This is a genomic window from Methylosinus sp. shoA, assembly GCF_059718125.1.
In genome coordinates this window covers 770,354-793,223 of record NZ_AP046091.1, presented here as the reverse complement: position 1 = coordinate 793,223, position 22,870 = coordinate 770,354, and the positions used below count along the sequence as shown (strand labels likewise).

The 22,870-nt window shown below is 67.5% G+C and carries 16 protein-coding genes and 2 pseudogenes; 13 read left to right on the top strand and 5 right to left on the bottom strand.

Annotated elements, in window-relative coordinates; genetic code table 11:
* Nucleotides 1-1,005 carry an LLM class flavin-dependent oxidoreductase gene (locus tag AC6IW9_RS03640; protein WP_497772428.1) on the bottom strand — a complete coding sequence of 335 codons (1,005 nt, stop codon included), beginning with the start codon at nt 1,003-1,005 and terminating at the stop codon, nt 1-3.
* 281 nt (nt 1,006-1,286) lie between these two features.
* Between AC6IW9_RS03640 and AC6IW9_RS03635 the strand changes: the two genes are divergently transcribed.
* The 4 genes from AC6IW9_RS03635 (at nt 1,287) to AC6IW9_RS03620 (ending at nt 7,696) form a co-directional block, all read left to right on the top strand.
* A complete protein-coding gene (locus AC6IW9_RS03635; protein WP_497769196.1) occupies nt 1,287-3,002 on the top strand; it encodes an OFA family MFS transporter in 1,716 nt (571 codons plus the stop codon).
* Nucleotides 3,003-3,071: 69 nt separating this feature from the next.
* The gene (locus AC6IW9_RS03630; RefSeq protein ID WP_497769195.1) at nt 3,072-3,527 is read left to right on the top strand and encodes a cupin domain-containing protein; all 456 of its coding nucleotides are present in this window, start codon (nt 3,072-3,074) and stop codon (nt 3,525-3,527) included.
* 117 nt (nt 3,528-3,644) lie between these two features.
* Nucleotides 3,645-6,287, top strand: a complete 2,643-nt coding sequence (gene mutS / locus AC6IW9_RS03625; RefSeq protein ID WP_497772425.1) for a DNA mismatch repair protein MutS — start codon at nt 3,645-3,647, stop codon at nt 6,285-6,287.
* Nucleotides 6,288-6,610: 323 nt separating this feature from the next.
* Entirely contained in the window at nt 6,611-7,696 is a 1,086-nt protein-coding gene (locus AC6IW9_RS03620; RefSeq protein WP_497772422.1) for a linear amide C-N hydrolase, read from the top strand.
* A gap of 214 nt (nt 7,697-7,910) precedes the next feature.
* Here AC6IW9_RS03620 and AC6IW9_RS03615 read toward each other — a convergent pair.
* Nucleotides 7,911-8,036, bottom strand: a pseudogene (locus tag AC6IW9_RS03615) (choice-of-anchor tandem repeat GloVer-containing protein); the annotation flags it as partial.
* A 317-nt stretch (nt 8,037-8,353) separates the two neighbouring features.
* On the opposite strand from AC6IW9_RS03615, the gene gmd reads away from it, so the two are divergent.
* The 7 genes and pseudogenes from gmd to serA form a co-directional block, all read left to right on the top strand.
* Nucleotides 8,354-9,343 carry a GDP-mannose 4,6-dehydratase gene (gene gmd / locus AC6IW9_RS03610; protein ID WP_497769194.1) on the top strand — a complete coding sequence of 330 codons (990 nt, stop codon included), beginning with the start codon at nt 8,354-8,356 and terminating at the stop codon, nt 9,341-9,343.
* Nucleotides 9,340-10,353 carry a GDP-mannose 4,6-dehydratase gene (locus AC6IW9_RS03605; protein WP_497769193.1) on the top strand — a complete coding sequence of 338 codons (1,014 nt, stop codon included), beginning with the start codon at nt 9,340-9,342 and terminating at the stop codon, nt 10,351-10,353. Before gmd ends, AC6IW9_RS03605 begins: the two co-directional genes overlap by 4 nt.
* Before the next feature lie 336 nt (nt 10,354-10,689).
* The gene (locus tag AC6IW9_RS03600; protein ID WP_497769192.1) at nt 10,690-12,171 is read left to right on the top strand and encodes a glycosyltransferase family 4 protein; all 1,482 of its coding nucleotides are present in this window, start codon (nt 10,690-10,692) and stop codon (nt 12,169-12,171) included.
* Nucleotides 12,172-12,351: 180 nt separating this feature from the next.
* Nucleotides 12,352-12,903 carry a hypothetical protein gene (locus AC6IW9_RS03595; protein ID WP_497769191.1) on the top strand — a complete coding sequence of 184 codons (552 nt, stop codon included), beginning with the start codon at nt 12,352-12,354 and terminating at the stop codon, nt 12,901-12,903.
* Between the two features lie 113 nt (nt 12,904-13,016).
* A complete protein-coding gene (locus tag AC6IW9_RS03590; protein ID WP_497769190.1) occupies nt 13,017-13,943 on the top strand; it encodes an outer membrane protein in 927 nt (308 codons plus the stop codon).
* Nucleotides 13,944-14,047: 104 nt separating this feature from the next.
* Nucleotides 14,048-15,220 (top strand): phosphoserine transaminase, encoded by a 1,173-nt coding sequence (locus AC6IW9_RS03585; protein WP_497769189.1) that lies wholly within the window; start codon nt 14,048-14,050, stop codon nt 15,218-15,220.
* A gap of 116 nt (nt 15,221-15,336) precedes the next feature.
* A pseudogene (gene serA, locus AC6IW9_RS03580) lies at nt 15,337-16,919 on the top strand (phosphoglycerate dehydrogenase); the annotation flags it as partial.
* A gap of 231 nt (nt 16,920-17,150) precedes the next feature.
* On the opposite strand, the gene AC6IW9_RS03575 reads toward serA, so the two are convergent.
* Together AC6IW9_RS03575 and AC6IW9_RS03570 are read right to left on the bottom strand one after the other, a co-directional pair.
* Nucleotides 17,151-17,333, bottom strand: coding sequence for a hypothetical protein (locus tag AC6IW9_RS03575; protein WP_497769188.1), 183 nt, complete (start codon nt 17,331-17,333; stop codon nt 17,151-17,153).
* A gap of 219 nt (nt 17,334-17,552) precedes the next feature.
* Entirely contained in the window at nt 17,553-18,386 is an 834-nt protein-coding gene (locus AC6IW9_RS03570; RefSeq protein ID WP_497769187.1) for a tetratricopeptide repeat protein, read from the bottom strand.
* A gap of 566 nt (nt 18,387-18,952) precedes the next feature.
* On the opposite strand from AC6IW9_RS03570, the gene AC6IW9_RS03565 reads away from it, so the two are divergent.
* Both AC6IW9_RS03565 and AC6IW9_RS03560 read left to right on the top strand, forming a co-directional pair.
* On the top strand, nt 18,953-20,227 hold the full coding sequence (locus AC6IW9_RS03565; protein WP_497769186.1) for an Nramp family divalent metal transporter: 1,275 nt from the start codon (nt 18,953-18,955) through the stop codon (nt 20,225-20,227).
* A gap of 88 nt (nt 20,228-20,315) precedes the next feature.
* A complete protein-coding gene (locus AC6IW9_RS03560) occupies nt 20,316-20,483 on the top strand; it encodes a hypothetical protein (protein WP_497769185.1) in 168 nt (55 codons plus the stop codon).
* Nucleotides 20,484-20,587: 104 nt separating this feature from the next.
* Here AC6IW9_RS03560 and AC6IW9_RS03555 read toward each other — a convergent pair whose 3' ends face one another.
* A complete protein-coding gene (locus tag AC6IW9_RS03555; protein WP_497769184.1) occupies nt 20,588-22,861 on the bottom strand; it encodes a TonB-dependent receptor in 2,274 nt (757 codons plus the stop codon).
* Nucleotides 22,862-22,870: the final 9 nt, after the last annotated feature.

Below are 22,870 nucleotides of genomic sequence, written 5' to 3'. Positions count from 1 at the left end.
CTATTGCGCGGCTTCGGCCGTCGTCTCCTCGCCGAGCGAGGGACGGATATGACGGGCGAAATCCTCGAGCGCCCGCAGGTTTTTCTCCGCGTCGCGCGAAATCGGCTTGAGCAGAATGGCGCGCGCGCCGGTCTGCTCGCGATAGGCGGCGATTTTCGCCGCCACCTCGTCGAAATCGCCGACCAGCGAGCGCTCGAGCAGCCCCTCCTTGGTCAGGGAGTCCGGCGGCGCGCCGTCCTGCCGGGCGAAATTGCCGCGCATGCGCTCGACGAACCGCGTGACGAATGGAACCGCTTCGGCAAGCGCCTGCTCGCGCCGCGGCGCGGCGAAATAGAAGCGCGCCATGGTGAAGCGTGGATCGCCTTCCGGGCCCGCCGCCTCGCGATAGGTGCGCAGAGTCGCGAGAATCTGCTCGATCGGAAACGGCGGCCCCGCCATCACGCCGTAGCCGTTGCGCGCGGCGCAGCGGATCGCGCCGGGCGTCGTCGTCGCGAGATAGGTCGGGATCCGCTTTTGCAGCGGGCGCGGCGCAAGGCTCACGCCATTGGCCTGATAATGCGTGCCTGTGAAGGTGACCCTGTCCTCATAGAGCAGCCGCTCGACGAGGCCGAGCGCCTCCAGCGTCATCTCGCGCGTATGATCCTTGCCGGCGCCGAAATGCCGGTTCTGCATCTCGAACGGCCCGCCGCGCGCCACGCCGAATTCGAAGCGGCCCCTCGACAGATTGTCGATCGTCGCGACATCCTCGGCCACCTGGATCGGATTGCGGAAGGCGAGCAGCACCGCCGCCGAGCCGAGCCGGATGCGGCTCGTGACGCCGGCGAGATGGGCGATGAGCGTAAGAATGGACGGGCAGACGGCGTCGGGATCGAAATGATGCTCGGCGACCCACGCCTCCTCGAAGCCGAGCTGTTCCGCATGGCGCACGAGACGCGTCTGCGTCTCGAAGCAGCGCGCGAAATCCTGGTGCGGATTCTCATAGGTGCAGAAGACGCCGAACCGCATGGCGTTATCCCTCGGCATGGCCGCTTCGATGGGCGTCGCGATAGGTTATATACGCCGGTTACATATCGATATGAGAGAATAGGGAGGACGCGCTGCGCCAGCAAGCATAAAGTATCGCCTGTCCCGATTTTCGGCGGTTGCGGGCTCGTCTTCGGCCAATCATAGAAGTTTCGCATGACATAACGAGAAATCCCTATTGATTGCGGATCGGCCGTATGGCGATTTCAATAGTGAATAAAGTCGGATAATCACGCAAGCGCATCGTCGGTTTCGGAGGAGTCATGTCGGCAGCCGCGTCACCGTCCCTGTCTTTCTTCAGCCGGGAGCGCTCGATCGCGGAGCCCGGCTTCAATCGCTGGCTCGTTCCGCCGGCGGCGCTCGCCATACATTTGTGCATCGGAATGGCCTATGGCTTCAGCGTGTTCTGGCTGCCGCTGTCGCGCGCCGTGGGCGGCGCCGAGCCCAAGGCCTGCCCGGCGGATCTGAACTTCATCGCAACGATCTTCGCCACGGACTGCGACTGGAAGATCAGCCAGCTCGGCTGGACCTTCACGCTCTTCTTCGTGTTCCTCGGCTCCTCGGCGGCGGTGTTCGGCCATTGGCTGGAGACGGCGGGCCCGCGCAAGGCGGGGCTCGCCGCGGCCGCCTGCTGGTGCGGCGGCCTGCTGATTTCGGCGGCGGGCGTCTATCTGCATCAGATCTGGATGCTGTGGCTCGGCTCGGGGATTATCGGCGGCATCGGCCTCGGATTGGGCTACATCTCTCCTGTTTCGACGCTGATCAAATGGTTCCCCGACCGGCGCGGCATGGCGACCGGCATGGCGATCATGGGCTTCGGCGGCGGAGCGATGATCGGCGCGCCGCTCGCCGATAAGCTGATGGGTTATTTCGCGACGCCGGACTCGATCGGCGTCTGGCAGACCTTCGTCGTGATGGCGGCGATCTATTTCGTCTTCATGGTCGGCGGCGCGCTCGGCTATCGCGTGCCGCGCGACGGCTGGACGCCGGACGGCTGGGTCCCGCCGGCGCCCGCCGCCAACAAAATGGTGACGAGCCGCCATGTTCATCTCGATGTCGCGTGGAAGACCCCGCAGTTCTGGCTGCTCTGGGCGGTGCTCACGCTCAATGTCAGCGCCGGCATCGGCGTGCTCGGCATGGCCTCTCCGATGCTGCAGGAAGTGTTCGGCGGCCGGCTCATCGGCCTCGATGTCGGCTTCTCCGATCTCGACGCCGACCAGAAGAAGAAGATCGCCGCCATCGCCGCCGGCTTCACCGGGCTCCTCAGCCTCTGCAACATCGGCGGCCGCTTCTTCTGGGCGACGGGCTCCGACAAGCTCGGCCGCAAGACGACCTACGCCATCTTCTTCGTGCTCGGCTTCTTCCTCTATTCGGCCGCGCCTTGGGCCGCGCATGAGGGCAGCGTGGTTCTGTTCGTGCTGTTCTTCTGCGTCATCCTGTCGATGTACGGCGGCGGCTTCTCGACGATTCCGGCCTATCTCGCTGACATCTTCGGCACGCATCACGTCGGCGCCATTCACGGGCGCCTGCTCACCGCCTGGTCGACGGCGGGCGTGCTCGGGCCGGTGCTCGTCAATTACATCCGCGACTATCAGCTCGACCAGGGCGTCGCGCGCGAAGCCGTCTATAATCAGACCATGTATATTCTCGCCGGCCTGCTCGTCGTCGGCCTCCTCTGCGATCTCGCCGTGCGGCCGGTGGCCGAGCGCTTCTTCATGACCGACAAGGAAGTCGCCGTGGAGAAGAAGATCACCGTCGCGGCCGTCGCCGAGGAGGAAGCCGGAACGCATGCCGATTTCGAGGACTTCGTCGAGGAGGGGGCCGTCGCCGAGGCCGCCGCCGCCGAAGCGCGGCGCGTCGAAGCCGCGCGCAGCGGCGGCGCGCGGGCGCTGCTGATCGCCGCCTGGGCGGCGGTCGGGATCCCGCTCGCCTGGGGCGTGTCGATCACCTTGCAGAAGACCTTCGTTCTGTTCCACTAATGATCCATGGGAAGCGCGAGCCTTCGGGCTCGCCTCTTCGACCGGCCGACCGACCTCGAGGCGAGGAGCATGCGCGGGACGATTTTCCTTCTTCTTTCTCTCGCGCTCGGATCGCCCGCCGCTCTGGCCGAGGGCGCGCCGCCGCCCGCCGTCCTGCAGAGCGAATTGAAATATGCGCCCGTGCCTCTGTTCCAGGGCGTCTATGCCGCGCCGGTGAGCGGCACGGCGACGCAGCCCGGCGCGCTCTATGCGCTCTCGGTGAAATATGCAGCGGGCGCGAAATCGCTACCGCACGTCCATCCGGACACGCGCGTCGTGACGGTCGTCTCCGGCCGCTTCTACGCCGGGGTCGGAACTAGTTTGGACGAAGCCTCACTGCGCGCGCTCGGCCCCGGCGACTCTATCGTCATTCCCGCCGAGACCGTGCATTACGGCTGGGCGAAGGACGGCGAGGTTCTGATGCTCGAGACCGGCGTCGGCCCGACCGGCGCGAGCCTGTGGCCGAAACCGCCGCCGCAGCGTTGACGTTTCGCGCGTCCCGGCGCCAGATGCGCGCGCGAGGGCGCGCGGGGCGCCGAGGATAGAACCGTGCGACAGCCGACCGAGCCGTCCGACGACAAGAGCGCCGCGCGGCCGACGCCGATGATGGCGCAATATATCGAGATCAAATCGGCCAATCCGGACTGCCTGCTGTTCTACCGGATGGGCGATTTCTACGAGCTGTTCTTCGACGACGCCGAGACGGCCTCGCGCGCGCTCGGCATCATGCTGACGAAGCGCGGCAAGCATCGGGGCCACGATATTCCGATGTGCGGCGTGCCGGTCGAGCGCGCCGACGATTATCTGCAGAAGCTCATCGCGCTCGGCCATCGCGTCGCCGTCTGCGAGCAGCTGGAAGACCCCGCCGAGGCGCGCAAGCGCGGCGGCAAATCGGTGGTGCGGCGCGACGTCGTGCGGCTCGTCACGCCGGGCACCATCACCGAGGAGACGCTGCTCGATCCCGCCTGCGCCAACGCCTTCGCGGCGCTCGCGCGTCTTCGCGCCCCCGACGGCGGTTGGCGCTATGGTTTCGCCTGCGTCGATATTTCGACCGGCGCCTTCGATGTCGGCGAAGCCGGCGAGGCGGCGCTCGCCGCCGAGTTGGCGCGGCTCGAGCCGCGCGAGATCGTCGCGGCCGAAGCGATCTTCGCCGACGCGCGGCTCGCGTCGCTGCTCGACGCGATCGACGCGCCGCTGACGCCGCTCGGCCGCGACGCCGGCGGCGGCGAGGCCGCGGAGCGGCGGCTCCTCGACTTCTACGGCGTCGCCACGCTCGAAGGCTTCGGCGCGCTGTCGGAGGCGGAGATCGCCGCCGCCGCTGCGGCGATCTTCTATGTCGAGCGCACGCAAAAGGGCAAGAAGCCGGCGCTGCGCCTCCCCGCGAGCCGACGCCGCAGCGCGACTCTGGAGATCGACGCGGCGACGCGCGTAAATCTCGAGCTGACGCGAACATTGAAGGGCGAGCGCGACGGCTCCTTGCTCGCGACCATCGATCTCACCATGACGCCCGCGGGCGCTCGTCTCTTGGCCGAGCGCGTCGCCGCGCCCGCGACCGATCCGGCGCCGATCGCCGAACGGCTCGACGCGGTCGCCTATTTCGTCGAGGAATTCGAACTGCGCGCGCGCCTGCGCGCATTTCTCGCCCGCACGCCGGATGTCGCCCGCGCGCTCTCGCGCCTCTCGCTGCAGAGAGGCGGGCCGCGCGATCTCGGCGCCATTCGCGGCGCGCTCTCCTCGGCGCGCGAAATCGTCGCCTGCTTCGCCGCGCGCGCGCCGTTCGTCGCGCTCGTCGAGCATGAGGTCGCGACGCTCGCCGAGGCCGACACGGAGCTCGAGCAGGCGATCGCTGCCCGCCTCGTCGCCGATCCGCCGCTCGACAAGCGCGCCGGCAATTTCATCGCGCGCGGCTTCGACGAAGCGCTCGACGAGGCGCGCGATCTGCGCGACGAGAGCCGCCGCGTGATCGCGTCGCTGCAGCAGAAATATGTCGAGCTCGCCGAGACGAAGCAGCTCAGGATCAAGCATAATCACTTTCTCGGCTTCTTCATCGAGGTTCCGCAGGCTCAGGGCGAGCGGCTGCTGCGCGCGCCATACGACGCGACCTTCACTCATCGCCAAACGATGCAGGACGCGATGCGCTTCTCGACGCGCGAGCTCGCCGAGCTCGAGGCGAAGATCGCCTCCGCCGCCGATCGCGCGCTGGAGCGCGAGCTGGCGCTGTTCGACGAGCTCGCCGCGCGCGCTCTCGAGAAGGCGCAGGAGCTGCAGCGCTCGGCGCAAGCCTTCGCGGCGCTCGACGTCTTTGCCGCGCTCGCGGAGCTCGCCGCGTCGCGCGACTGGACGCGCCCGCATGTCGATTCCTCGCTCGATTTCGAGATCGTCGGCGGCCGCCATCCGGTCGTCGAGGCCGCGCTGAACGCGCAGGGAAAAATCTTCGCCGTCAACGACTGCGATCTCTCCGATGCGCGCGCCGGCAAGATCGCCGTGGTGACCGGGCCGAACATGGCCGGCAAGTCCACCTATCTGCGCCAGAACGCGCTCATCGCCATTCTCGCGCAGGCGGGCTCCTTCGTGCCGGCGACGCGCGCGCGGCTCGGCGCCGTCGATCGGCTGTTCTCGCGCGTCGGCGCCGCCGACGATCTCGCGCGCGGACGCTCGACCTTCATGGTGGAGATGGTGGAGACGGCGGCCATATTGAATGGCGCGGGCCCGCGCTCCTTCGTCATTCTCGACGAGATCGGCCGCGGCACGGCGACCTTCGACGGTCTCTCCATCGCCTGGGCGACGATCGAGCATCTGCACGAGGTCAATCGCTCGCGCGCCTTGTTCGCGACGCATTTTCACGAGCTGACGCAATTGACGAAGCGCCTTTCCCGGCTCGTCGATCTCACCATGAAGGTGAAGGATCACGCGGGCGAAGTGGTGTTCCTGCACGAGGTGACGAAAGGCGCCGCCGACCGCTCCTATGGCGTGCATGTCGCCGAGCTCGCCGGCCTTCCAGCGAGCGTCGTCGCACGCGCCCATGCGATCCTCGCGCAGCTCGAGGCGGCGGACCGGCGCGCGCCTGTGGAGAAACTCATCGACGATCTGCCGCTCTTCGCCCATGTGGCGCAGAACGTGGCGCAGAGCGCGCCGCCGAAGGATGCGCTGCGCGAGGCGCTCGCCGCGATCGACCCGGACGCGCTCACTCCGCGCGAGGCGCTGGCCGCGCTCTACGAATTGAAGGCGAAGGCCGCGGCGCGGTAAGCCTGCGCGCATTCGACGAAAATCGTCGCGATCGCCGTCACCGACCTTCAATCGCGCCGCAAGACTCTTATTCGTCGCCGTCTCCGCAGGATCGCAAGCGCCCTAGATGTCGCTTGCGAGCTTCTTTCCGGAGACGAGTCGTGACAGGACCACAATGTGATCGCTTCGCCTGCGGCGGGGCCGTCATTGCGAGGAGCGCAGCGACGAAGCAATCCAGGAGTCGCCCCGCGGCTCTGGATCGCTTCGCTTTGCTCGCGATGACGGACGAGGCGAGCCTCGCTTTCTCGGCGAAGCGTTCACGCCGAAGTCGCATCGCTTACCGGATGCGCCGCTTCGCGCGCGTCCTCGCCGCTGCGATTTTCGCTTGTCTCTTTCTCACGCCGGCTTTCGCCTGCACGAGTTTCCTGCTGAGAGCGGCGGACGGCTCGCGCGTCTATGGCCGCACGCTCGAATTCGGTTTTCCGCTCGAATCGCAGGCGGTCGTCGTTCCCCGCCGTTTCGCGTCCCACGCCACCGGCGCCGACGGCAAATCAGCCTGGAGCTGGAAGTCGCGCTATGCGATCGCCGGCATGAACGCTTTCGGCCTGCCGGTCGTCGTCGACGGGGTCAATGAGAAGGGTCTCGCCGGCGGCATTCTCTATTTCCCCGGCTTCGCCGCCTATGCCGATCCGGCGCAGGCCGATCCCGCCCATTCGCTCGCGCCCTGGGAGCTGCTCACCTGGACGCTCGGCAATTTTGCGAGCGTCGCCGAGGTCCGCGCCGCGCTCGCCTCGATCTCCGTCATCGGCGTGGTCCAGCCGACGCTCGGAATCGTTCCGCCCTTCCATTACACGCTGCATGACGCGAGCGGCGCGTCCATCGTCGTCGAGCCGATCGGCGGGACGCTGAAAATCTATGACAACCCGCTCGGCGTGCTGACCAATTCGCCGCCCTTCGACTGGCATCTCACCAATCTGCGCAATTATGTGAAACTGTCGCCGGTCGAGGCGCCGCCGCTCGAGATCGGCGGCGAGAGCTTCGCGCCGCTCGGCTCCGGCTCCGGCATGCTGGGCGTCCCCGGCGATCCGACGCCGCCCTCCCGCTTCGTGCGCGCGCTCGCCCTCGCGCTCTCCGCGGCGCCGCAGAAAGATGCGGCCGAGACCGTGCGCCTCGCCGAGCATCTCGTCAACAATTTCGACATTCCGATGGGTCACGTGCGGCCGGCGCCGCGCGAGACGGCGCGCTTCGAATTCACCCAATGGTCGTCGATCGCCGATCTCTCGAGAGGAATCTATTACGTCAAGAGCTATGACGATCAGACTTTGCGCAGCGTCGATCTGTCGAAATTCGATCTCGACGCGCGCTCGCTGCGCGTCGCGCCGCTGCGGCCGTCGCCACGCCCGCCCGCGCTCGAGTTCCCGCGCCGCTGAAGGCGGATGCGCGCTTCACGGCGTCGTGAGCTCGTAGACGGCGCCGCCGCTGTCTCGGGTCACGCCATAGATCACGCTTTTCGCATCGCGGATCGAGGTGCCGACCGGAGGCGCGCCATCCTCCCACCGGCGAAGGAATGAACGATGGTTGTCCCGCAGTGGAAATCATAGGGCACGGAATGAATCCAGGGAGGGCTCCCGTCTTCGACGGAGAGAGCTTGAAGACGGTTCCGCAATTGTAGGCGCCGCCTCGCCAAGTGGCTCCATAGAGCGCGCCGTCCGGTCCCAGCGTCAATTCGCCCGCGAAGCCGTCTTTTCCTCCGCGAAATTTGTAGAGCACGGCGTATCCCCATCGGGTCTGACCGGTTGGCGGAGGAACGAGCGTCCAGCCGTCCTCGGGATTGAAATTCGTGTGGATGACGTTTCCGTCGCGGCCCACGCGCGGCGCCGGAAACGGTCGCGAAGTCCGCGACGAGCAGAGCCGAGCGCGTACGTAGCCGCAACATTATGCTCACGGCGCCGCGCGTGCAACGGCGGCCCGAACGGGCTTGCCAGCGGACCGGCCATTGGGTAAGCCCCCTGCAGCGAGAACTCGCCCATACGCCGGCGGGCGGCCGTGGGATTTCCCCGGCGCGCGGCCATCAGGGGGGATCGTCGATGACGAGACGCGCGCTGCTGACGGGGATCACCGGACAGGACGGAGCCTATCTCGCACAATTGCTGCTCGGCAAAGGCTATGAGGTCTGCGGCGTCATCCGGCGCTCGTCGCATCGCGGCGTCGAGGATCATCGGCTGCGCTGGCTCGGCGTCGCCGACAAGGTGCGGCTCATCGACGGCGACCTCGCCGATCTGTCGAGCCTCCTGCGCATCGTGCAGGAAGTCGAGCCGCATGAAATCTATAATCTCGCGGCGCAGTCCTTCGTCGCCTCCTCCTGGCGCCAGCCGATCCTCACCGCCAACATCACCGCGGTCGGCGTCGCCAATATGCTCGAGGCCACGCGCATCGCCGCGCCGGGCGCGCGCTTCTATCAGGCGTCCTCCTCCGAAATGTTCGGCCTCATCCAGGAGCCGATGCAGAACGAGAAGACGCCCTTCTATCCGCGCAGCCCTTACGCCGTCGCCAAGCTCTATGGGCATTGGACCACGGTGAACTATCGCGAGAGCTTCGGCCTGCACGCCTCCTCGGGCATATTGTTCAATCACGAGAGCCCGCTGCGCGGCGTCGAGTTCGTCACGCGCAAGGTGAGCGACGGCGTCGCGCGCATCAAGCTCGGCAGGGCGAAGGAGCTGCGCCTCGGCAATATCGACGCCAAGCGCGACTGGGGCCATGCGCGCGACTATGTGCGCGCCATGTGGATGATGCTGCAGCAGGACGCCCCGGACGATTATGTCGTCGCGACCGGGCGCACGACGACGGTGCGCGACATGTGCCGCATCGCCTTCGCCCATGCGGGCCTCGACATGGATGCGCATGTGGTGATCGACCCCGCCTTCTATCGCCCCGCGGAGGTCGACATTCTGCTCGGCGACGCCGCCAAGGCGCGCGCCAGACTGGGCTGGGAGCCGCAGATCGGCCTCGAGGAGCTGATTCGCGAAATGGTCGACGCCGACGTCGAGCGCGTGGCGCGCGAGCCGGAGAACCGATGACGGCGGCGTCCCATGCGTTGAAAGTCGGCCGGAGCGGATATGCGCGCATTCTGCTGACGGGCGGCACCGGCTTCGTCGGCCCCTATCTGCAGGACGCGCTGGCCCGCGCCTATCCCGACGCGCAGCGCTTTGCTCTGGCGCGGCCGGGCGAAGCGCCTCCCTCCTCGGCATGGTCGCCGCTCCTCGGCGACATCGTCGACGCCGAGGCGATGCAGCGCGCCGTCGACGCCGCGCGGCCCGATCTCGTGCTGCATCTCGCCGCGCAGGCTTCGGCCGCCCAGTCCATGCGCGCCGCGGAGGCGACATGGCGCGTCAATTTTCTCGGTTCGCTGCACCTCGCGTCGGCCGTCGCCCGTTATGCGCCCGCGGCGGCCTTTCTGTTCGTCTCCACCGCCGACGTCTATGGATCGCGGCTCGGCGCAGGCCCGGCGAACGAGGAGACGCCCACGAATCCGCTCAGCGCCTATGCGCGATCGAAGATCGCGGCGGAGGCGATGCTCGCGGACGTGCTGCCGGCGACTTCGCGGCTCATCGTGGCGCGGCCGTTCAATCACGCCGGCCCGGGACAGGATATGCGCTTTGCCTTGTCGTCCTTCGCCGCGCAGATCGCGGGGATCGAGGCGGGACGTCTCGCGCCGCGGCTCGATGTGGGCGATCTCTCGGTTCGGCGCGACTTCCTCCACGTGCGCGACGTGGTCGACGCCTATGTGCGGCTCGTCGCGGCCGCGCCCGACCTGCCGCCGCGCAGTGTCTTCAACATCGCCTCGGGCGCGCCGCGCTCGCTCGCCCATATGCTCGATACGCTGCGCTCCTGCTCGACGCGAAAATTCGACATCGTCGTCGATCCGGCGCGGCTGCGCGCGGCCGATATTCCGGTCGCGGTCGGCGACGCGTCGAAGCTGCGCGCCGCAACGGGCTGGAGCCCGTCACATTCGATCGGGGACATGCTCCGCGACCTGCTCGATCATTGGCGCGCGCGAGAGCCGCCGGCGAAGGACGCGGCGCGCTAGAGCGGTTTCCGATCCGATCGGATCGGAAACCGCTCTAGCTTTTTTCGTTTTGGAGCGAATTCTGATCGCTCGAACGATTCCGTTCGAGCGGAAAGCGCTCTAGCGGACACATCCGATGAATTGAGGCGAGCCTGCGGCTCGCTCTTGCGCGATCGGCGCCTCCGCGCGGAATGCGAAGCGCCTCCCGCCCCGCCTCACGTAATTTCTCGCATGTGGTCTTACGAATTGTGCGGGCGATCCGCTCACGGGCAGGATCGCGTATTCCGTCGAGGATCGGACGCGTCGCGGCGAAGAGCGCGCGACGTAGTCGCGCTCTCTCAGCAATGGAGCCGTCGATTGTCCGTCACGCCCGTGCTGCAGTCGAGCTCGCGCGAGCGCGAGATCACGCCGTCCCTGTCCGCCGAGGATCGCTCGGCGCTCGAGGCGCAAATCCGGCTCCTCGAGCATCAGCTCGATTATGTGCGCGCCGAGATGCTGCATCTCGTTCATGAACGCCTGCTCATGACCTATTCGGTCGCCGGGAACATTTATCGTCCGCTACGGCGCATCGAAGCGCAGATCGTCGATGGCTTCCATGCCCTGCGCGACGCGCTGCTCCCGCCTGCTTCCCGCGCCCTCGGCGCGGACGAGCCGCGGACGGCCGCCAATGTCTCGCGCATCGCGCCGGCGGCGCGTCGTCTCGCCGCGCGCCGTCTGCTCGTCGACGTCACCGCCACTGCGAGATATGACGGCAACACCGGCATCCAGCGGGTGGTGAAGAAGGTGACGCAAGCGCTGTATCGCGACGGCGGGGGAGCCATTCCCGCGATCGCCGTGCGCTGCGAAGGCGGACGCCTCCTCACCTGCCGGCGCTTCGTCGCCGCGCTCTGCGGCGGCGCGGCCGGCGCGGACGAGGAAGTCGCCATCGAGCCGGGCGACCGCTTCCTCACCCTCGCCGACACATGGAACGTGCTCGACGATTATGCCGACGTCTTCGACCGCATCCACGAGGGCGGCGGCGCCGTCGTCTCCTGCGTCTTCGACCTCATTCCGGCGCTGCATCCTTTCGCCTGCCACGAGACGACGGCGCCGCGCTACGAGGCCTGGCTCGCCCGCGCGCTCATCGAGAGCGACGCCTTCATCGCCATCTCGCGCACGGTCGCGCAGGAGCTCGCCGATCATGTCGAGAGGCGCGGGCTGCCGCATCGGCGCGGGCTGAAGATCGGCTGGTTCCCGCTCGGCTCGGACATTTCCTCCGGTTCCGCGGCGCCGCGCGAAAAGATCGCCGCCGCCGTCGGCTGTGCGCCTCTGTTCCTCTGCGTCGGGACGATCGAGCCGCGCAAGGGGCAGAGGGTGGCGCTGCGCGCCTTCGAGGCGCTGTGGCGCGCGGGGCGCGACGTGCGGCTCGTCTTCGTCGGGCGGCGCGGCTGGTATGAGGAGGCGGTCTGCGCCGAGATCGCCGGCCATGCGGAGTTCGGGCGCCGGCTGTTCTGGTTCGACGACGCCGGCGACGACGACCTCGCTTTCCTCTACGACCATGCGGCGGCGGCGCTGGCGCCGTCCTTCGCGGAGGGTTTCGGCCTGCCGATCGCGGAGGCGGCGCGGCGCGGCCGGACGACGATCTGCAGCGACATTCCGGTGTTTCGCGAGGTGGGGGGCGCGGGGGCGCTCTATTTCGCGGTCAATGACCCGCAGGCGCTGGCGGAGCGCGTCGCCGATCTGCTGGACGGGCGCGCGAGCGGCGACCCGGGCGCGATCAGCCGCTCCTCCTGGTCCGAGGCCGCAAGACGCATCGTCGACGTCATCGCCCGAGACGACTGGACCCACACCCTTCCCTGATCTGCATTCCGCATCACATCGCAGCGCCGCCCGCTGTTCCGTCCCGCGCGAAAGCATGGTAGAGACGGCCGCAGCGTCAGCGACGCCTGCGAATGCGGGCGATCCCGAGCCTCGCTCGCTGCGGCCGGACGGATCATCGCGATCCTTTCGGCCGCGCTCCAACCAACAATAGGCCGCCGCATGTCGATCTCTCTGCCCACGCTCAGCCTGCCGCCCACGCCGAGAGCCGTTATCGACATCATACGGCTCGAGGCCGGCCCGACGGCCCTGCCGGCGACGCAGCGCTTTCTCGTCGCGAGCCTCGCCGCTTATACGGCGGGAGAAATGGCGCAGCAGCTCGCGAGCCGAGATATTCTTCCTGCGATCGCCTATGGCCTCGCCAGCGCGGCCCTGCTCATCGGAACGACCTATGTCGTCCTGCTGATGGTCGGCGCCCGCGATCGCATGACCCAGACGCTCGCCGCCCTGGCGGCGGTCGGCGCAGTGGTCGCCGCCGTCGTCGCAGTCCTGCATTCCCTCGTGGGCCTCGTCTTCCCGCCGCCGCTGCCGACGGCGAAGCTGGTCGACTTCCTGCTGTTCCCACTGGTGCTTTGGAAAGTGACGCTGTTCATGTGGATCTACCGCCACGCGTCTCTGCGGTTCATCCCGGCGCTCGCGGTCTCGGTGATCTATGTCGGCTTCAACGTGTTCGTTCTCGCGCCGCTGCTGGCGCGCGCCTTCTCGTTTCTCTGAGGACAAAGCTCGGGCGGCGGCATTAAGCCGCCATTAAGTATAATCCCTCATCCTTTGTTCATCTTCGCGTCGAAACGCCGAGCGGTCGGCCGGCGCGAAGCGAGGATGAGCAGATGAATTTTCCCGGTTTCCGCGCCCTGCTGTGTTGCGCAGCGCTCGGCGTCGCCGCCGCCGGCCCGGCGCGCGCCGCGGACATGCCCTTCTTTTCTCCTCCCGAGGCGCCCGTCGACGCCCAGGCCGAGCTCGGGACGGGATGGTATCTGCGCGGTGATGTGGGCTACGCCAACATCACCTCCCCGCAGGTCATCGCCGACATCCTCGATTCGACTACGCGAACCGGCTCGGTCTCGGGGTCGCTCGGGGCCGGCTATCAATATAATTCCTGGCTGCGCACCGAAATCGCGCTCGACCGCTCGGTCATTCGCCCGAACGCCACCGGAAATCCGATCTGGTGTCCCTATACCAATCATCCCTTGAGCTCCCAGGCGACCGAGACGGAGCCGAGCTACAAGCTCGGCTATGGCGTCGATCCGGCCGAGACCTGCCTGCCCCGCACCACGGCCAATCTCAGCCGCATCACGGGGCTGTTCAACACCTATGTCGACCTCGGAAACTGGTTCGGGGTGACGCCCTATGTCGGCGCCGGCGTCGGCGCGAGCTATGTGCGCACGAGCGGCGCTCTCAGCTACACCAGGACCTCCGACGGCGCGCCTTACGCCGCCGATCTGTCGCCCGTGGACGGCTATCCGCTGATCTGGGTCGACAAATGGAACGGCGAGCCGGTCTTCCCGCAGCCCAATATTCCCTTCGCCCCGCAAAACTGGAATCGCAACCTCGGCAAGGGCAGCTGGAAGTTCGCCTGGGCCCTGTTCGCCGGCGCGAGCTACGACCTTTCGGAGAACCTCAAGGTCGACATCGGCTACCGCTATCTGAACTCCGGAAAATACACGGGCCTCGCGGGATTCGGCGGCGGGTCGCCGAAAAGCTACGATCTGATCTCGCACGAGGTGCGGCTCGGCGTGCGCGTGACGACGGACTGAACGCTCTCTGTTCGGCGCGCCGCCGCGCCGCCCGGCTTGACGCGAAGGCGTGTTGCGCGTAGCGCAGGCTCGAAAAAATCTGCGCCCCGGGAGGCATCACCGAAATGGCAATCGAGAAGCCCGGCGTGAAGCCGGCCAATCCGCGTTTCTCCTCCGGCCCGTGCTCGAAGCGCCCGGGCTGGTCGCTCCAGAGCCTCGCCGGCGCGGCGCTCGGCCGCTCGCATCGCGCCCCGGCGGGCAAGGGCAAGCTTCGGCGCGCCATCGACCTGACCCGCGAGGTGCTGCGCGTTCCCGCCGACCATCGCATCGCCATCGTTCCCGCCTCCGACACCGGCGCCGTCGAGATGGCGCTCTGGTCCCTGATCGGCGCGCGCGGCGTCGACGTCGCCGCCTGGGAGAGCTTCAGCTCGGACTGGGTGACCGACATCGTCGAGCAGCTGAAGCCCGGCGGCGTGCGCAGCTTCGTCGCGCCCTTCGGCGAATTGCCCGATCTCGGCAAAATCGACTTCGACAACGACTTCGTGTTCGCCTGGAACGGCACCACCGCCGGCGTGCGCGTGCCGAACGCGGATTTCATCCCCGCGAACCGCGATGGCCTCACCATTTGCGACGCGACCTCGGCCGCCTTCGCGCAGCCGTTGGACTTCGCCAAGCTCGATGTCGTCACCTATTCCTGGCAGAAGGTGCTGGGCGGCGAAGCTGCGCATGGCATGCTGATCCTTTCGCCGCGCGCCGTCGAGCGGCTCGAGAGCTACACGCCGGCCTGGCCGCTGCCGAAGATTTTCCGCCTCACCAAGAACGGCAGGCTCAACGAGAGCATTTTCGAGGGCGAGACGATCAATACGCCTTCGCTGCTCTGCGTCGAGGATTATCTCGACGCGCTGAACTGGGCGAAATCGATCGGCGGGCTCGACGCGCTCTTCGCACGGGCCAACGCCAACGCCGCCGCGGTTTCCGCCTGGGTCGAGACAACGCCCTATTTCGCGCATCTGGCCGGGGATCCGGCGACGCGCTCCAATACCGGCGTCTGCCTCGTCTTCGGCGATCCGGCCGTTGCCGCGCTGTCGCGCGACGCGCAATGGGCGCTGGCCAAGGAGATCGTCGCGCTCGTCGAGAAAGAGGGCGCGGGATTCGACTTCGGCGCTTATCGCGACGCTCCGCCCGGCCTGCGCATCTGGTGCGGCGCGACGGTCGAGACCAGCGATGTCGAGGCGCTGACCCGCTGGATCGACTGGGCCTATGCCGAGGTTCGCGCGCAAATGGCCAAGGCGGCTTGAAAGCAGACGGCCGAATCGCGATTCTCTTCATGGGGACGACGCGGGTCTGACGCTCGTGGCGGAGTCGGCGGCCGCTCGTTGCGCGGCGCCGACGCTCACGCCGCAGGGAGGCCGCCATGCCGCCGCGCGTGCTCGTATCCGACTCTCTGTCGCCCTCCGCGCTGCAAATCTTCGCCGCGCGGGGCTTGGACGCGGATTTCCGGCCCGATCTCGGCAAGGACCGCGAGCGGCTGCTCGAAACCATAGGCGACTATGACGCGCTGGCGATTCGTTCGGCGACGCGGGTCGACGCCGAGCTCCTCGCGAGGGCGAGCCGGCTGAAGGTCGTCGGCCGCGCCGGCGTGGGCGTCGACAATGTCGACGTCGCGGCGGCGACGGCGCGAGGCGTCGTCGTCATGAACACGCCTTACGGCAATTCGGTCACCACCGCCGAGCATACGATCGCGCTGATGATGGCGCTCGCCCGGCAGATTCCCGCCGCCGACGCTTCCACGCGCGCAGGCCGATGGGAGAAGAGCCGCTTCATGGGCGTCGAGCTCGCGGGCAAGACGCTCGGCGTCATCGGCTGCGGCAATGTCGGCGCCAATGTCGCGACGCGGGCGCTCGGCCTCGCCATGCGCGTCGTCGCCTATGATCCGTTTCTCACGCCGGAGCGCGCTGGAGAGCTCGGCGTCGACCGGTCTCCCTCGACGAATTGCTCGCGCGCGCCGATGTCATCACGCTGCACACGCCGCTGACGGCGAAGACGCGCAATATCCTGAACGCCGAGAGTATCGCGCGCATGAAGCGCGGCGCGCGCATCGTCAATTGCGCGCGGGGCGGACTCGTCGACGAGGCGGCCCTTGCCGCCGCGCTCGATTCGGGTCATGTGGCGGGCGCCGCGCTCGATGTGTTCGAGATCGAGCCGGCGCGTGACAACCGGCTGCTCTCATGCGCAAATATCGTCTGCACGCCGCATCTCGGCGCCTCGACGCTGGAGGCGCAGGAGAAGGTCGCGCTGCAGATCGCGGAGCGGATTTGCGATTTTCTCACGCGCGGCGAGATCGTCGACGCGGTCAATTTCCCTTCCGTCAATGCGGAAGAGGCGCCGCGCCTCGCGCCTTTCATCGCGCTCGCCGAGCGGCTCGGCTCCTTCCTCGGTCAGGCGGCGCACGGGTCCTGCGAACGCGTCTCCATCGTCTATGAGGGCGCCGCCGCCGGGCGGAATGTGAAGGCGCTGACCGCCGCGGCGCTCGCGGGATTGCTGCGGCCGATTCTCTCGGAGACGAACATGGTCTCCGCGCCGGCGATCGCCAAAGAGCGCGGCATGATCGTCGACGAGGTGACGCGCAGCGCGGGCGGCGATTACGAATCGCTGATCACGCTGACCGCCTGGACGAGGGAGGGAGAGCGTTCGGCCGCCGGAACCGTGTTCCACGACGGTGAGCCGCGCATCGTCGCGATCGACGGCGTGAGGCTGGAGACGGAGTTTTCGCCGCGCATGATCTTCGTGTCCAACGAGGATAGGCCCGGATTCATGGGGCGTTTCGCCGGGCTGTTGGGCGAGGCGGGGGTGAATATCGCGACCTGCGCTCTGGGGCGGGATCGACCGGGCGGCTCGGCTCGCGCGCTCGTCGGCATAGACGAGCCGGCGCCGGATAAAGCGATCGCTCGGATCGCCGCCCTGCCTGGCGTGCGCTTCGCCGCGTCTCTCGAATTCCAGATCGAGGATCTGCTTTGGAGTGCGAGCCGCCCGGCTCGCTCTCGGAAGCATCGCGGCCGCGTTTCGATCGGGCCGCGGTCTTGATCCGACCTCCTCCTCGCTCCGCCCCGCTGTCGCGACAACGAGGCGGAGGAGGCGGATCGAGTTTCGACTTTCAAAAGTCGGCGATCAACGCCAAGCCGCGAGCTTCTCGAGGGAAGCCGCAGTCGGATAGGCGAAGGATCGTCGTTACTGAATCATCTTCACGGTGCGGCCGACTCCCGGATCCGGGCCATTGCCGGTGCCGTTGGTGCCCGCCGGAGCAATCCAATCCGGAACCTTCGTCAGCAGGATGATGACGAAAGCGACAATTCCGACCAGCCACAGGACGGTCTTGCCGATCTCCGAGCTGCTGTGTCCGATGGTTGACATGTGACGATCCTCCGAATTTTGGTGTGTTATTTTGTTGTACTCGATACGCCGCATCGGCGATCAGCCTACACCAACTCATCGGCGGATACAATGTGGCATGAGCGCGCGCGACGAGATTTCGCAGCATCGCCTTCGACGCGGGCGCGGAGCGCGCGACAGCTCGATCCGAGACGACGCAGGCGGTTCGGCTCGGGCGCGGCTTTCGTCATGGAGAAGCGCTCAGTCTCGGCGGGCGAGGTAGAATTCGAGCATGGCGACGGCCGCCCTGCGGTCGGCGTCGCTGGCTCGCGCCAGGGCGCCGGCGTGCAGATCGACGATCCATTTGTCGGAGGGGCGGTCGCCCGCCGTCTCGCGCGCCAGAGTGAGATACATGAGGCCGCGCGCGCGCTGCGGCGGGCCGCCCGCCCCGCCGTTGAACAGCAGATGGCCGAGCAGCGCCTGCGACGGGGCGTGGCCCTTACGGGCGGAGAGGTCGAGCCAATTGGCGGCCTGACGCGGGTCCTTGGCGACGCCATTGCCGTCGAGATACATACGCGCGAGGTTGTATTGCGCGTCGGCATTGCCGAAATAGGTGGCCGCGTAGCGGAACAGGTCGAAGGCGCGGTTGATGTCGGGCGCGATCTGCGCCGCGGCGATGCCCTCGAGATAATAAACGCCGACGGCGACGAAGGCCCCGGCGGCCATGAGGCGCTCGCGCGGGCTCGGCTCGTCCTCGGCGAAATGCTCGACGAGCTTGGAGAAATAGGCATAGGCCTTGGCGTCGTCGCGGGCGACGCCGTCGCCGTCCGCATACATGCGGCCGAGCTTCCATTGCGCGAGCGATTCTCCGCCGTCGGCGGCGTAGCGCAGCGCCTCCAGCGACTTCTTCGTATTGCCGGCGTGATAATTCTCGAGGCCGATGCGCAGCGCCGCGCGCGGATCCTTGAACATCGGCAGAGGCGCGGTCACCGCGGCGACATTGCGCGGCTCGGACGCGTCGAAGGCGAAGGCCGGCGCGAGAGGCGCGACAAACAGGAGACAGGCGGCCGAGCAGCCGAGCGCGGCTTCTCTCATCCCGCGATGCCCTCGGGGCCGCGCCGTCGACGCAATCCGATGAAGAAACGCCATCATATCAGGATTCGACTTTCTGACACGGCAGCCGCCCGCAGACGACACACTCGAACGCATTTCCCAAGGCGCCGCGTCCCGTAATGGGGCGCGTCGGACATCGAAACGAACGAGCCTGTCCTCCGTTGCGACGCGCTCCGGAAGTCGTCTACGTGTCTTCGATGACCTTGTGACGGCGCCGAGATTAGCGCAGCGTTTATGGCTGAAAAGGGGCGTCCCGCTCTTATCGCCGCGCGCGAAAACTTATCTCGGCGACTGTTGCAACAAGGTCACAAATTTCGCGGCGGCGCCGGATGTTTTCGTCTCCGCCCTGCGTTCGCGGCTACGCGCTGCGCCGCTCCGGCGCCGGCCGCTGGCGCTGACGGCGCGAGCGATCTATATCATTGGGTCGAGTCGGCGCGGGGCGCCACGCCGACCTGCCCATGTCCGCGCGCATCCGTGGAGCCGAGCAGTCGATGCGATCCGCCGCCACCCCCGATCTCGACGGAGCGTTCGCCGCGACGAGCGGAGACATGCGCCGATCCGTGAGCGTGCCGCCCGATTCGGCCGGACTGCGCCGCCTGTTCATCTTCTTCGGCCCCGGCTATCTGGTCGCGACGGGCTATATGGATCCCGGCAATTGGGCGACGGCGCTGGCCGGCGGGTCGAAGTTCGGGACGGCGCTGCTGTTCGTCGCCGTGCTGTCGAGCCTGATGGCGATCGTGCTGCAATCGCTGACGGCGCGGCTCGGTCTCGGCGCCGGGCTCGATCTCGCCTCCGCGTGCCGGGCGCGCTTTCCGCGCGGCGCGACGATCGTTCTCTGGCTGCTCGCCGAGGCGGGCATTCTCGCGACCGACCTCGCCGAGGTGATCGGCACGGCGATCGGCCTGCAATTGCTGTTCGGCCTGCCGCTGGCGGCGGGCGTGATCGTCACGCTGCTCGACACGTTCCTCGTCCTCGCCTTCGAGCGGGCGGGATTCCGCAAGATCGAGCTGTTCGTCGTGGCGATGCTCGGGATCATCGCGCTCTCCTTCGGCGCGCAGCTGGCGCTCGCCGACCCGAACCTCACGGAGATCGCCGAGGGGCTCGTCCCGACGCGGGCCTTCTTCGAGAATCCCGAGATGCTCTATATCGGCCTCGGCATCCTCGGCGCGACGGTCATGCCGCATAATCTGTTCCTGCACTCTTATATCGTGCAGACCCGCGCGGTCGGCGCCTCGTTCGAGGAGCGGCGCGAGGCGATCGACTTCGCCGTGCTCGACAGCACCTTCGCGCTGCTGATAGCGCTCGTGATCAACGGCTCGATCCTGGTGCTGGCGGCCGCGGCGTTCCACGCCACCGGCCACACCGAGGTCGCCGAGCTCGGCGAGGCCTATCGGCTGATCGCGCCGCTGCTCGGCGCGCCGATCGCCGCCAAGCTGTTCGCCGTGGCTCTGATCGCCTGCGGGCTGAACTCCACGGTGACGGCGACGCTCGCCGGCCAGATCGTGATGGAGGGCTTCGTCCATATCCGCATGAAGCCGGCGCTGCGCCGGCTGATCACCCGGCTCATCGCCATCCTGCCCGCCGTGGCGGTGACGCTCGTCGCCGGCGAATCGGCGACCGCCCGGCTGCTGGTGCTGAGCCAGGTGGTGCTGAGCCTCACTCTTCCCTTCGCGGTCGCGCCGCTGGTCTGGTTCACCGCCTCCCGGCGCATGATGGGCGAATTGACCGCGCCGCGCGCGACCACCGCCGTCGCCGCCGTGATCGCCGTCGTGATCATCGCGCTCAACGGGAAGCTACTGCTCGACGTGGCGACGGGGCAGTAGGGGCATACCTCGTTCGTGGCGCCCGCTTCGCTTGATCCTCGTCGCCGACCGATCGTCACCGTATCGGTCCAACGATGAAGGCGATCCGATGACAGTCGCGCAACTGCTCGAGGCTCTCAAAGACATGCCGGCCGACGCCGTTATCCTGCTCGAGGGCGACGGAGCCTTCGCCCGCCTCGCGCGCATCGAGCTCGAGAAGAGCGTGATGGCGGGCCTGCCGGACGAGGTCATTCTCTCGACCGACGCCGAGGAATAGGCTGTCTGTCAAGCTTGACGCCTCGTAGTGGACCCGGCTCGGCGAAGACGTAGTGAGACTGTGAAGTGAGAGAGCGCCGGCGCCCGCCGACGCGCCCTTTCGATTCAGAACGGCAGCGGGCCGCTCACCGTGACGCGCACCGCCGGCGGCTCCATCGGCTTGAAGTGCCGGTCCATCATGCCGACCTCGCAGACATTGCTCGGCGCGACGCCCGCCTTGCACAGGCCGTAGAGCTTATCCGTCGGAATCAGCGAGCCATAGCCATAGGTGATCATGTCCGAGCGCGAATTGGTGATGTTGAACGCGTCCGCCTGAATGCTCCAGCCATTGTCGAAGCGGTAGCCGACGCGCAGGTTCAGCGTGCCGGTCGCAGGCGATTTGATCACCCCGTCCTGGGTCAGCGGCCGCTCGCCGAAATAACGATAGCGCAGCGACGCGAAGGGACCCGTCGCCTCGCCGACCTCGACCGAGCCCATGGCCACGATATTGGGCGCGTCGGCGAGGTAATTGCCCGGGGCGTTGCCGAGGAAGGTCAAATATTGGATCGATCCGGGCGAGATCAGGTCGAGATAGCTCTCCGCCGTCTCCCGATCGAACCCGCGGTAGCGCGCGTGAGAGAGCGACACATTGCCCTCCATGCGCAGCCAGGAGGTCGGCGCATAATGATTGATGATCTCGACGCCGTAGCGGCGGCTGGGACGGCCGAAGGCCGTGCTGCCGGAATCGCCCTCGAACTGATTTTCCGAATCGGAGTCGAGCCACCAGAAGGCGACCTGGGATTCGAGCCCGTCGAGGAGGCGCGTCGTCCGTGCGCCGATCTCGGCGCCGCGCTGCTTGACCAGCAGCGGGATCGGCCACACCGTCGAGCCGTCGGCGGGGCCGAGCCTCGTGACCGTGCCGCGCGCGTCGGTCGAATGGAAGCCTTCGCCGAAATTGAGGAAGAATTCGGTCTGCTCGAACGGGCCGAGCACGAGGCCGAATTTGGGGCTGCCGAGCGTCGCGCTCTTGGAGCCGCTGTTCCATGGTCCCGTCCAGATCGGCGCGCCATTCTCGTCCTCGGGGCCGGAGAACGGGTCCTGCAAGCTGCCGATGCTGGCGGCGAAATAGTCGAAGCGCCCGCCGACCGTGGTCCTCAGCCAGGGCGCCCAATGGACCGTCGTGTCGGCCCACAGGCTGACATTGCCCTCCGCGACATGGCTGTTGGTGATGGTGTCATAGGGCTGGCGCCGAAAGCTGTCCTGCAGGCCGAGACGGATATTGTCATAGCGGCTCTGCAGGCCGATGCGCGATTCGATCGGCAGGCCGGCGAGCTCGTATTTATAAGCATGCTGCGCGTTGACGCCGAGCACGGTGCGCCGGTCGAACTGGCGGAACTGGTCGCCGAGGTCCGGATTCGCCAGGAAGTAAGTGAAATTATTGTAGAGATCGAGCGTCGAGCGGATGGCGAAGGCCTCCACGCGGGAAGAGTGGGGACCCTCGACCTGGCTCCAGCGCGCCGAAAGGCTGAAGCGCGTCGCGTCGCCGCCGTCGGTGCGGTCCATATTGCCCCACAGCGGAATGACGCCGCCATAGACGGCGCGCGAGGGAATCTGGTCGGACGAATACCAGCGGTTGGCGTAGGCCATGCCGGTGATCGAGACGCCGTCCTCCTGCGTGCCGCGCGACCAGCGCAGCACCGAATTGATCTTGCGGACCTCGTCCGGCCGCGTCCACGGTCCGTCATAGACATTCGATTCCACGGCCGCCAGCAGACTGCCGCCGTGGACGTCGAATGATTTGGCGCCGAGCAGGCGCGCATAGGCGAAGCTGCCGCCCGTCGCCCGGACCATGCCGGAATCGAGCTTGTCGATATATTGCATGTCGACGGCGCCGGCCGAAGAGAAGTCGCCCTTGTCGGCGTAATAGGGCCCCTTGCGCCCGACGACCGACAAGAGGAGCTCCGGGATCAGGAAATTGGCGTCCGCATAGCCCTGGCCATGGCCATGGGTGCGCATGTTGATCGGCATGCCGTCCAGCGTCAGCGAGAAATCGGTGCCGTGGTCCAGCTGAAAGCCGCGCAGATAATATTGATTGGCCTTGCCTTCGCCGCTGTGCTGGGTGACGGAGAGGCCCGGGACGACCTCCAGCGCCTCGCCCGGACGCGAGAAGGGCACCGCATTGACCGTCTGGCCGCTATAGACCGTCTCGCTGGCGGCCTCGATCCTCACCTTGGCCTTCTGCTCGGCTTCCGACCGCGCGGCCGCCGCCGCCGGAGTCGCGGCCGCGATCGGCGCGGCGATGTCGATCTCGGGCAGCACCTCCTGGGCGATGGCCGAGCTGCCGAATAGCGCGGCCGCCAAGGCCGACGTCGAAATGCCTGCACGAAGCCGAGCGCCCATTGCTTCCCC